Below are 11645 nucleotides of genomic sequence, written 5' to 3'. Positions count from 1 at the left end.
TACCGAGTGGGGCCGGGCCGATCCGGGGTTCCTGGGTCGGGGGGTCGCTTCCTCAGCGGACAAACGCAGCGTCCACCTCGGCGGTGGGCACCTCGGACAGGCTCGCGTGCCGCCACGTCGGGTTCTTGTCCTTATCGACCAGCAGCGCCCGGACCCCCTCGCGGAAGTCGGGCTCGTCGGCGAAGGCCCGCGCCAGCACCCGGTCCTGTTCCAGGACCGCGTCGAGGTTTGCGAAGCGGCGCGCGTTGCGGATGGCGCGCAGGGTGACGCTCACCGAGAACGGAGAGCGGGACTCGATGAGGGCTGCAGCTTCATGAGCCTGTTCGGCCTCTTCCCCGTCGTAGTCGCGAAGCCGCGACAGGATGGCGACCGGGTCATCTCCGGCATAGCAGGCGTCGATCCACGTACGCTGCGCCAGGATCGGCGCCGGGTGTCCCGTGGAGCCCAACTCCGCCAGCGCAGGGGCCTGGCCACCGGCGAGATCCTCCAGCACCTGCGGCAACCGGGTGGAATGCACGAGCACGTCTGCTATCCCCACCGCCACCGCGTCCGCGCCGGTGATCGTGGCCCCCGTCAGCGCCAGATGGGTCCCGATCTCACCCGGGGCCTGAGCCAACAGGTGCAGCCCGCCCACGTCGGGGAAGAACCCGATGATCGTCTCCGGCATCGCGATCTTGCTGCGCTCGGTGACCAGGCGGTGGCTGGCGTGCCCAGCGATACCTATCCCGCCACCCATCGTGGCGCCGTCCATGAAAGCCACCACCGGTTTGGGGTAGTGGGCGATGAGAGCGTCCAGGTCGTATTCACGTTCCCAGAACTCCATTGCCTCGGCGCGGCCTCGGCCCCCGGCCAGCACCCCCGCCCGCATTGCAACGACATCGCCCCCGGCACACAGCCCCTTCTCGCCGGCGCCGGTGATGGCCACGAGGGCCACCTCATCGTCGGTGCGCCACTGCTGGAGTTGGGCGATCATGGCCCGCACCATCGCCAAGGTGAGGGAGTTGATGGCCTTGGGACGATCCAGGATGACCACCCCCGCAGCGCCGCGCCGTTCGAATCGAACCTGTTCGGTTCGCTGAGCCTCGTCGGGACGGTTCATCTGGTCCTCCTGCTCGACTGGTCGACCTCGCCACTCTAGGGCGCTTGGCGTCGTTGCCCGCCAGTGCGGTTCGGGCGCGTGACCGCCGTCGCTTTCGGGGTGGCAAATCGACAGGAGAGCGACAGGACGCTGTGGAAGACTCCGCCGAGCGTTTCCTCGCCGCGGCTCCACACTTTTCGCTTTACCTCTTCAGGAGATGACGTTGATCGGTCTAACTCGGTTCAGCCTGCGCAACCGTGCCCTGATCGCGCTCATCACGATCTTCACCGTCCTGGCCGGGTTCATCTCGCTGACCTCGTTGCGCCGCGAGCTGATCCCCTCCATCCAGGTGCCGATCGTCGGCGTCGTGGCAGCGGTGCCCGGGGCGAGCGCGGGCGTGGTGGAGGAACGGGTCACCGCGCCCATCGAGGCGGCAGTCCTCGGCGTGGAGGGGGTCGAGAAGGTCCAGTCCACGTCGAGCAACTCGTTGTCGGCCATCACCGTCAACCTTCGGTACGGGATCGATCTGCCCCAAGCGCAAGCCAAGCTGCAACGGGCTGTGCTGGCCGTGCCCAACCTGCCGGAGGGCACCGACCCGGAGGTCATCGCTGGCAGCATCGAGGACTTCCCGGTCATGCAGATCGCAGCCTCGGGTGGAGAGAACACCGACCAGCTCGCTGCCCGGATCCGCGACATCGTCGTGCCGGGCCTGAAGGACATCGAGGGGGTCCGGGAGGTCCAGGTCAGCGGCGTTTCCGACAAGATCGTCCGGATCGACTTGGATGAGAAGAAGATGGACAAGGCCGGGCTTTCAGCCTCGGCGGTTTCCAGTCTGCTGCAGGCCAACGGGATCGTCGTGCCGGCCGGCAAGCTCCCGGCCGGGGGCAGCGACCTAGCTACCGAGGTGGGCTCCCGGATCACCTCGGTGGAGCAGCTGCGCGAACTGCCACTGGCTGCCACCGGTAGCTCGGCGCCGCCCGGATTGGGCGGTTCGCTTCCGTCCGCTGCCGGCAGCGGACCCGGGGGACTCTCGTTGGGTGGGGTCGCCGGCATGTCCGCGGCCCGGCCCCGAGTTCCGGTGGCCACTCCCACCCCTGTTGCCTGCGGCACCCGCACCCCGACTCCGGGCGCGACCCTGCCTGGCGGGCGCCCCGACCCGTGCGCAACGAGCCCCGCAGCGGTCATCCCACCGGCTCCTGCCCCCGCTGCTCCGCCCACCGCGGCCGCGACGACCGGGCCGACGGCTTCGCCTTCGCGCACCAGCCCTCCCGTCCGGCCCTCGACCACCACGACCCCGGCACCCTCTCGGACCACCCCCGCCCCTTCACAGACGATTGCGCCTCCCTCCAGCAGCTCGCCCAGCCCCCAGCCCACGGTGACGGTGACCCGCACACTGGCCCCCACCGGCTGGCCCTCGGCATTGCCGTCCAACCTGCCGACCGCGTTGCCGTCCAACCTGCCGACCGCGCTGCCGTCCAACCTGCCCTCGAACCTGCCCCCGGGCTTCCCGGACCTGACGCAGTTGCAGCAGCAGCTCCAGCTCCTGCCGCAACTGCCAGCCCTGCTCACCCAGCTACAGCAGTTGCAAGCCGGGCTCTCCGATCTGCCTCAGCTGCAGCAACAGCTCGGTGACCTACGTCAACTGCAAAGCCAGTTGGCACGGCTGGCGCAGTTGCAAGGGCGACTGGACGATCTGGCCGCATTGCAGGGCCAACTCGCTCAACTCCAACAACTCCAAGCTCAACTGGGCCAGTTGCAACAGTTGCAAGGCCAGTTGGGTCAACTGCAGCAGCTCCAGGGTCAGCTGGGTCAACTTCGCGCTCTGCAGGGACAACTTGGTCAACTGCAACAACTACAGGGTCAGCTCGCGCAACTGGCCGGGTTGCGCGGACAACTGGCTCAGCTGGAGAAGCTGAGCCGGCAGCTCCAAGGGGCCACCCAGGTCGCCACACCCAAGATCTACGCGCTGGGTGACGTTGCCACCGTCGACCTGGTCCCCAACGGCGAGGAAGGCATCTCCCGCTCCGACGGTGAGCCGAGCGTGACCCTGTCGATCACCAAGACGCCAGACGGCGGCGCCGTCGAGGTCTCCCAGGCTGTCCACGAAGCGCTGCCGAACCTGGAGAAGAGCCTGTCCGACGGGCGTTTCGTCGTGGTCTTCGACCAGGCGCCGTTCATCGAGCAGTCCATCGACGACCTCACCCACGAGGGCGTCCTCGGGCTGGCGATGGCGATCCTGGTCGTGCTGTTCTTCCTGATGTCGATTCCGCTCACCTTGGTCACGGCGCTGTCGATCCCGCTGTCGCTGTTGGTCGCCTTGATCGGGTTGTACACCGGCGGGTTGACGTTGAACATCCTGACCCTGGGTGCGTTGACGATTGCCGTCGGACGGGTCGTGGACGACTCCATCGTCGTCATCGAGAACATCAAACGGCACCTGGACCTCGGCGAAGACAAGAGCGCCGCCATTCCGGCCGCCGTGGGTGAGGTCGCCTCCGCGATCACCGCATCGACCATCGCCACTGTTGCGGTCTTCCTGCCGATCGGCATCGTCGGCGGGCAAGCCGGAGAACTGTTCCGCCCGTTCGCGATCACCGTCGGGCTGGCCATGGGTGCCTCGCTGCTGGTGGCCCTGACGATCGTCCCGGTTCTCGGGTACTGGTTCATCCGCCCCGCCGGCAAACAACGAGACAGCCGCTTCGCTCGGTTGCGCCGCCGCAAGAGCGGGTCGAGCCGCAGCGACTCCAGTGACCTGCTGCAACGCGCCTACCTGCCCACGCTGGCGTTCGCGCTGCGTCGCCCGGTGGCCACGTTGATCGCGGCGGTCTTGTTGCTCGCCGGTACCGGCGCCCTGGCCACCCAGTTGAAGACGGACTTCATCGGCAACGCAGCCTCAACCACCTTGGCCATCAACCAGGAACTGCCCGCAGGCTCCTCCCTGGCGACCACCGACGACGCGGCACGTACGGTGGAAAGCATTGTGCGGGCCCGCCCCGACGTGCTCTCCCACCAGGTGACGATCAGCGGCGGTGGTGGCGGCGGATTCGAGGCGTTGTTCGGCGGTGGCAGCACCAACATTGCTCGGCACACTGTCACAGTGGCCGAGGACGCCGACCTGGAGAAAGTCTCCGGCGAACTGCGTTCGACGCTGGAAAAGCGCACCGACATCGGTGAGGTCAGCATCAGCGAAGCCGCCGGTGGTGGCCCGGGCAGCAGCGAGGTCGAGATCGCGGTGCAGGCGGCCGACGAAGAGGACCTTCGAACGGCAGCGGCCGCGGTACAGAAGGCCGTCGCCGCAGTCGAGGGGGCCCGCGACGTCAAGAACAACCTTGCCGACCTCACCCCGACCGTCGCGGTCACAGTCGATCGGGCCGATGCGTTGCGCCGCGGTCTGGTCGAGCCGCAGATCGGCAGTGCCGTAGCGGCCGCGATGAAGGGCCGCACGATCGGCCGAGTCGAGATCGATCAGCAACGCCACGACGTGGTGGTGCGCGAATTGGCTGCGCCGGCAGGTCTGGCGGCGTTGCAGAAGGTCGTCGTCGGTTCGGACCTGAAAGGCAACGAGGTCCGATTGGCAGACGTCGCCACGGTGGAACGCAGCACCGCCCCGGCCAGCATCAGCCGCCAGGACGGACGCCGGACCGCAGTCGTCTCTGCGGTGCCCGAAGGTGACGACCTTGGAGGTCTGACTCGTCAGATCCAGAGCGCCTTGGACGCCACGTCACTGCCGGACGGTGCCAGCGCCACCATCGGCGGGGTCAGCGCGGACCAGGCGGCAGCCTTCGAACAGCTCGGTCTGGCCCTCCTCGTTGCGATCGCCATCGTCTACGTCGTGATGGTGGCCACCTTCGGGAGCTTGCTGCAGCCGTTCCTACTGCTGGTGAGCATCCCGTTCGCAGCCACCGGGGCGCTGGCCGCGCTGGAACTGACCGACACCGCCCTCGGGGTGCCCGCCATCATCGGCCTGCTCATGCTGGTGGGCATCGTCGTCACGAACGCCATCGTGCTGATCGACCTGGTCAACCAATACCGCCGTCGCGGCGCGAGCATCGAAGAAGCGGTGACCGCAGGTGCGCGCGACCGGGTGCGCCCGATCATCATGACCGCGCTGGCCACGATCCTGGCGCTGGTCCCGATGGCAGCGTCCCTGTCCGGCGGAGGGGCCTTCATCTCCCAGCCGTTGGCGCTTGTGGTCATCGGGGGTCTGTTCAGTTCGACGCTGCTCACTCTCGTGCTGCTCCCGGTTCTGTACGTGGTGGTGGAGAAGGCGCTGGCGCGGCGATCCAACTGATCTGCGGGCGGCGCTGCGCCGGCACCCAGGTCTCGAACCGGACAATTTCGGACCGCTGTACGGAACGCCTTTGCAATTGCGACAAAGCGTGTGCTTTGGTGACCTCGACGATGACGTCCGAGAGGAGCCGCAGGTGTCTACCACGGATCAGGAAATCACCGAGATCAGGCATGCTGTTCCAACCCCCGTGGGTGCAGGCTCCGGCGTCAAGCCCGCAGCTTCCCCGACGGATGGCACCCGCACGGTTCGGCTTCCGCACGTGCTGTACGCGGTGCGCGACGCCCGCCGCGTCATCGTGGCGGATCTGACCCAGCGCGGCATCGCCCCCATCGTGATCGAGGAGGCCGAAGCGGTCGTCTCCGAACTGGTCGCCAACTCCGTGCGCCACGCCCGACCGTTGGCCGACGGCTGTGTGCGCGTGCGCTGGAAGGTCAAGGGCGGCGCCGTCGAGGTCGAGGTGCGCGACGGTGGAGGCACCAACACCCCTCGCCCGGTTCGTCCCTCGGTGTGGTCAGTGCGCGGTCGCGGTCTACGCATCGTGCGCAGCATGGCCCACGAGTGGGGCGTGCAGGATGAACGCAACGGCAGAACGGTGTGGGCAGCATTGGGCGGACCCTCCCGCCGCCGCCGTCTTTGAGCCACGCGTCTCAGGCATGAAGGCGATAGCTGCCCGCAGGGCTAGGCTTGACCCTCATGGGTAAGGCATCGCGCCGCGCGCGGCAGGAACAAGGACAACGCAGCACAGCTCGAGTGGCGCCGGCGCCGTACATGGCGCGCCCGTTCGAAGGGCTTCCCGCAGAAACCGACTGGGTGGCACTGCGCGAGATCGTGCCCGCCGCCACGATGCAGCTGCCGCTGAAGAGCACCGCTGCGGCACTGCAGGAAGCGGTTGCTGCGGCCCCCGAACCGGGAGAAGTCCCGGAAACGATCACCCTGGCCACCGTGCTGCCGATGGCCTGGCCCGGCCTGCACCGCACCGACGGCACCATCATGCTCGGCCTGCAATCCGGATCGAGCACCGGTGACCCCAGCCGCGACCTGGCCGCTGTACTGCTCGACCTGCTCGCACTGGCTCCCGGCAGCCCCTCCCCGACGGCACGCCAAGCCAGCGCGGCCACACCGCGCCTGCAGGACTTGCTCGATCTGGAGGCCGAGGTCGAGGTTCAGATGTATGACGGTTTCGACTTCTGGCTCGCCGACGATGTCGAGTTGAACGAGGAGTCCCGCGCCTCCCTGCAGCAGGCCAATGAGTCCATCATCCCCACCGTGAAACTGCAGGCGGCCCCCTCGGCGTACTGGTGCCGGGCGGGCGAGCGCACCCACCTGCGCTGGATCCTGCCGCACGATGAGGACCAGGCCACCGATGCGCTGGCCCGGTTGCATCACCGCGGCCACGACACCCTGGGTGAGAAGACCCGGCTGCTCGGCGCCTTCCGGGCCTGCGGGTTGTTGGTACCGGTTTGGGATCTGGACCCGAGCCAGGACGCCGCCGCCTATGAAGAGCCGGTGGCCCAGATGAGCCAGCGGTTCGCCGAGGCGCTGGGGGAGACCTCCGCCCTGAGCGCGCAAGAGCGACGCGCCCGCTCCGGCCTGCTGAGCCGTCAGCTCACACTGCGATGAGCAACCGCGTCGGTTATCTGGGGCCGGCCGGCACCTTCACCCAGATGGCGTTGAACGCCTGGCCCAGCTCCCACGGTGCCGAACACGTCCCATACCCCACGGTCGACGCTGCGCTGGCAGCGGTGCGCGTCGGTGACATCGACAGCGCCGTGGTCGCGATGGAGAACTCGGTCGAGGGCGGGGTTACCGCGACGCTGGACGCGCTGGCCACCGGCGCCCCGCTGCACATCATCGGCGAAGTGCTGGTCCCGATCCGCTTCGTTCTGGCGGCGCGACCCGGCACCACCCTGGAGCAGATCACTGCGGTCTCCACGCATAGCCACGCCTGGGCGCAGGTTCGCGGGTGGATGAACACCCACCTACCGCAGGTGACTTTCCTGCCGGCGTTGTCCAACGCGGCGGCCGCCGTCGAGCTCGGGGCGGCCGAGGAAGAAGGCACGCCCGCCTTCCAAGCAGCGGTCTGCCCGCGGATCGCCGCGGATAACAACGGGCTGATCGTGCTGGCCAGCGACATCGGCGACGTCGTGGGTGCCGTCACCCGCTTCGCTGTCGTGGCCCGGCCCGGTCATCTGCCGCCGCCGACCGGCTCGGACAAGACGACGATCGTTCTCTACCAGCGCGATGACCGCCCGGGCCGGCTGCTGGAGCTACTGGAGCAATTCGCGGTCCGCGGCATCAACCTCACCCGGTTGGAATCCCGCCCGACGAAGGAGTCGCTAGGGCGGTACTGCTTCTCGGTGGACCTGGAGGGTCACATCGCCGAGGAACGCATCGGCGAGACACTGATGGGGCTGCACCGCATCTCCCAGGGGGTGCGTTTCGTCGGCTCCTACCCGCGCGCCGACCGCCGACCCACCCAAGTCCATCCCGACCATGACGACGAGGGCTATATCGACGCTCGCGCCTGGCTGATGCGGCTTCGGCGTCCCTGAGGTGAACGTCGCCGGGTGACCCGAGGTCAGGTCAGGGCACCCGCACCGTCAACTGCCGGGGCAGAACTTGGAAGATCAGGTGCCCGCCGGGGCCGACCGGGTCGCCGTCGAGCTGGACCGGCTCCTCTTTGCCGAGCTTGAGTTCAATCCGCCGACACTGATGATGCTCGACTCGGTTGTGCCCCGCGCGGGTCTTGGTGAGGATGCGGGCGGCCACCGCGGCCCAACCGATGATGCCCTTGGGTGCGATGAACACCGCGTCCAAGGCGCCGTCATCGGCCACCGCATCAGGGAGCAACTCCACCCCACCCTGCAGCTTGCCGACGTTGCCGATCACGGCGCTGCGGACGCGGCGGTGGAAGGCCGGGCCGTCATCCAGACAGATATCGGCGCCGAACCGGGGACTGTTGAGGTTGAACAGCCCCGAGACGATGTACGCGGGCCAGCCGACCCTGGCTTTGAGGTCTTCGTTCGCCTCTGACATCACGGCCGCATCGAATCCGACCCCGGCCATGACGAGGAAGAAGTAGTCCTTCAACTCATCCTGGGTGTCATCAGGGTGCGCCACCTGCAAGGTGCCCACATCGATCCGGCGGTCGGTACCGGCCAGCGCGGTGACGAGGGCGTCCTCCAGATCGTCGATGGGCAGCCCGAGGTTGCGGGCCAACAGGTTGCCGGTGCCGGCCGGCAGCAGCCCCAGGGCGGTCTGGGTGCCGATGAGGGCCGCGGCCACGGAGCGGACCGTGCCGTCACCCCCCAGCGGACACACCAGCTCCACACCTTCGGCGATGGCTCGCCGGGCCTGACCCGTGCCGGGGTCCTCGATGGTGGTTTCCATCCACAGCGGCGGTGCCCAGCCATGACGCGTTGCGATCTGCGTCACCTGGGCGTGCACCTCGGCCACATCCGCGAACTTGGTGGGGTTGACGATCACCGCCAGTCGCCGTCGCGGCGGCGCCGCTTCGTCATCAAAGCCGCCGCCGGACCCGGTGCCCTCCGCAGGCGAGGATGGCCGCCCTTCAGGGCCGCCCGCAGTTACCGTCACACCCACCACGGTGGCGGCGACAGCCAGACAGGACAGCAAGCCCAGATAGAGCGAAAGATCGTTCACAACTCGACGTTACTTCGCTTGGCCAGTCCACCAAACCTTCCCTCGGCGCTGCGGTCGGCAACGGCGCCGTATCGGCCCGATACCCTGGTGACGTGATCGACATCAAGCTCCTTCGTGAAGACCCGCAGTCCGCCCGCGCCTCACAGCATGCGCGCGGCGAAGACGAGGGGATCGTCGATGCGATCCTGAGCGCCGACGAACGCCGCCGCTCGACGCTGGCCGAGTTCGAGCGGCTGCGCGCGGAGCAGAAGACCACGAGCAAGGCAGTCGGGGCCGTGATGGGCCGCTTGAACAAGGCGAAGAAGTCCGGTGCCGAGCAGGAAATCGCCGCGCTGGAGCAGGAAGCCGCCGAAGCCCGCCGGTTGGCCGGCGAATTGGCCGACCGGGTCAAGGAACTCGAAGCGGCTGCGGGGCAGGCGCAGAACGAGCTCGACACTCTGCTGCGGCGGTTGCCGAATATCATCATGCCGGGGGTCCCCGAAGGCGGGGAAGACGATTTCGTGGTGCTTGCCGAACACGGCACACCCATCCGCGACTTCGCGGCTGAGGGGTTCACGCCCAAGGACCACCTGGAACTCGGTGAACACCTGGGCATCATCGACATGGGGCGCGGCGTCAAGGTCGCCGAGTCGCGCTTCTACTACTTCATCGGGCAGGGCGCTCGGCTGGAGAACGCCCTCATGCAGCTGGCTCTGGCGCAGGCCTACGACTCCGGCTTCACGCAGTTGGCGGTCCCCACCCTGGTCAACCCGGCCACGATGGGCGGCGCGGGCTTCCTGGACTCCCACGCCGATGAGGTCTACAAGCTCGCGGCGGACGAGCTTTATCTGACCGGCACCTCCGAGGTCGCGCTGGCCGGGTTTCACGCCGACGAGATCATCGACCTGTCGGCCGGGCCGAAGCGCTACACCGCCATGTCGACCTGTTACCGGCGTGAGGCGGGCAGCTACGGCAAGGACACCCGGGGAATCATCCGGGTGCACCAGTTCCAGAAGATCGAGATGTTCGTCTACTGCCGCCCCGAGGATGCGCAGGCCGAGCACGAGCAGTTGCTCGCCTTCGAGAAGCAGATGCTGGACCTGATGGAAATCCCCTACCGCGTCATCGACGTGGCCGCCGGTGACCTGGGCGGCCCGGCAGCCCGCAAGTTCGACTGCGAGGCCTGGGTTCCCACCCAGGGCAAGTACCGCGAGCTCACTTCGACCTCGAACTGCACCACCTTCCAAGCCCGGCGTCTGGGCACCCGGGAGAAGCGCGAGGGCGGCACCCAGATCGTGGCCACCTTGAACGGCACCTTGGCCACGACCCGTTGGCTGGTGGCCCTGCTGGAGAACCACCAGCAGGCCGACGGTACGGTGCGGGTCCCGGCCGCGCTGCAGCCCTACCTGCACACCGACCTGCTGGTGCCCGGCGCCCGTTGAGCAATGCGGCAGGTCCCGCGCGCTGAAGCCGAACGCCTCCTGTTGCCCCGGGCCACCCCTGCGAGTGCCACTGAGACTCCAGGGACACCTGGGGTGCAGCAGGTGCGAGTCGAAGAGATGCTCGCGGCCGGGGACCTGCCGGACTGCGCCGCAAAGGGTTGGACCCCGGGTGGGGCGAGCCCAGAGGTGGTTTTTGCCTACCTGTTCGAAGACGGCAGCCGCTATGCCTGGCAGTGGGACTGCCCCCAACTGGTCCGCCTCGATGAGAAGCTGTGGTGCGCCCCGCCCAGCCAGGGTGATGTGGTGTCCTGTGTGCGGCAGAGCACGATCCTGGCCGAGCCGGAAGTCATGCAGAGCAAGAAGGACACGCTGCAACTGTTGCGCAGCCGGTTTGCGCACCCACCGGCCCCGCTCATCGACACCGACGTCCTCCAGCCCGCCGACGTCACCGCGGGCACCGGCCTGAGTCAGGAGGATGCCCGATTCCTGCTGCGATCGCGGCACGCCTGGCTGGTGCGGCGCGGCCGGGCGCTGCTGGGTGGCACCGCAGGCGCCTCGGGGTGGGTGGCGATGCAACTCGGCACGTTTCTCGGCGCAGGACTGGACTACCCCGCCCTGGGCGCCGGCGCTGCCATCATCGGCGGGCCCACCCTGGCCGCGTTCGCGCTGGACCGAGTGCGTAACCGCCCGGCACGGGTGCGTGCTGCGCAAGCGGCGCAGGCCGACCTGGAGGTGGTCGAGATCATCGGCGGCCACAGGCGCATCCTGCATCTGCGCACCCGCGACGGCGAGCGCTACAGCTGCACCCTCGAGTCCGACCTACGGGCGGAGCTGCCCAACGGGACACGGCTGTGGGCCACCCGCCTGGAGGACCCGGCGGGGTACCTGGTGGGAACCTCACCGCTGGAGGGGAAGCCGGTTGTTCTGCGCGTGCGCTCGGTGGCGCCGCAGCGGCCGGGGCGCTCGCGGGTGCAAGACCGACTGCCCGGCGACTGATCGCTGCCGACCAGAGCGCGCAGCGTTGTTTGCAGTGGAGCTGAGACACCGGCTGTTCGCGCGGCGTACGGGTAGCCGTCACCCGTTCGCAGGGTTGGGAATCACTTCCAACAGGCACGGTGTTGACCTTGACGACGACATGACAAACACAGACCCGGCGGTGATTCTCACCACGAGGGCTGCGCGTCGCGCTCCG

General features: G+C 68.3%; 8 protein-coding genes. 6 read left to right on the top strand and 2 right to left on the bottom strand.

Annotated features, from left to right (window positions below; all coding sequences use genetic code 11):
• Positions 1–52: 52 nt before the first annotated feature.
• A complete protein-coding gene (locus G9V96_RS08140) occupies positions 53–1099 on the bottom strand; it encodes an enoyl-CoA hydratase/isomerase family protein (RefSeq protein ID WP_168582581.1) in 1047 nt (348 codons plus the stop codon).
• Between the two features lie 196 nt (positions 1100–1295).
• On the opposite strand from G9V96_RS08140, the gene G9V96_RS08135 reads away from it, so the two are divergent.
• The 4 genes from G9V96_RS08135 (at position 1296) to pheA (ending at position 7921) form a co-directional block, all read left to right on the top strand.
• Positions 1296–5369 (top strand): efflux RND transporter permease subunit, encoded by a 4074-nt coding sequence (locus G9V96_RS08135; protein ID WP_168582580.1) that lies wholly within the window; start codon positions 1296–1298, stop codon positions 5367–5369.
• A gap of 133 nt (positions 5370–5502) precedes the next feature.
• A complete protein-coding gene (locus G9V96_RS08130) occupies positions 5503–6006 on the top strand; it encodes an ATP-binding protein (RefSeq protein ID WP_404861415.1) in 504 nt (167 codons plus the stop codon).
• Positions 6007–6062: 56 nt separating this feature from the next.
• On the top strand, positions 6063–6989 hold the full coding sequence (locus tag G9V96_RS08125) for a DUF5926 family protein (RefSeq protein ID WP_168582579.1): 927 nt from the start codon (positions 6063–6065) through the stop codon (positions 6987–6989).
• Positions 6986–7921, top strand: coding sequence for a prephenate dehydratase (pheA, locus tag G9V96_RS08120; RefSeq protein ID WP_168582578.1), 936 nt, complete (start codon positions 6986–6988; stop codon positions 7919–7921). The genes G9V96_RS08125 and pheA overlap by 4 nt, the downstream gene beginning before the upstream one ends.
• A 31-nt stretch (positions 7922–7952) precedes the next feature.
• Here pheA and G9V96_RS08115 read toward each other — a convergent pair whose 3' ends face one another.
• A complete protein-coding gene (locus G9V96_RS08115) occupies positions 7953–9032 on the bottom strand; it encodes a diacylglycerol/lipid kinase family protein (protein WP_168582577.1) in 1080 nt (359 codons plus the stop codon).
• A gap of 92 nt (positions 9033–9124) precedes the next feature.
• On the opposite strand from G9V96_RS08115, the gene serS reads away from it, so the two are divergent.
• Both serS and G9V96_RS08105 read left to right on the top strand, forming a co-directional pair.
• Positions 9125–10453 carry a serine--tRNA ligase gene (serS, locus tag G9V96_RS08110; protein WP_168582576.1) on the top strand — a complete coding sequence of 443 codons (1329 nt, stop codon included), beginning with the start codon at positions 9125–9127 and terminating at the stop codon, positions 10451–10453.
• Positions 10454–10546: 93 nt separating this feature from the next.
• Entirely contained in the window at positions 10547–11449 is a 903-nt protein-coding gene (locus tag G9V96_RS08105; protein ID WP_168582575.1) for a hypothetical protein, read from the top strand.
• The last annotated feature ends 196 nt before the right edge of the window (positions 11450–11645 follow it).

The organism is Gephyromycinifex aptenodytis, assembly GCF_012277275.1.
GTDB classification, from domain to species: Bacteria; Actinomycetota; Actinomycetes; order Actinomycetales; family Dermatophilaceae; genus Gephyromycinifex; species Gephyromycinifex aptenodytis.
Note: the sequence above shows the minus strand (reverse complement) of the source record. Positions and strands in the feature narration are given on the sequence as shown.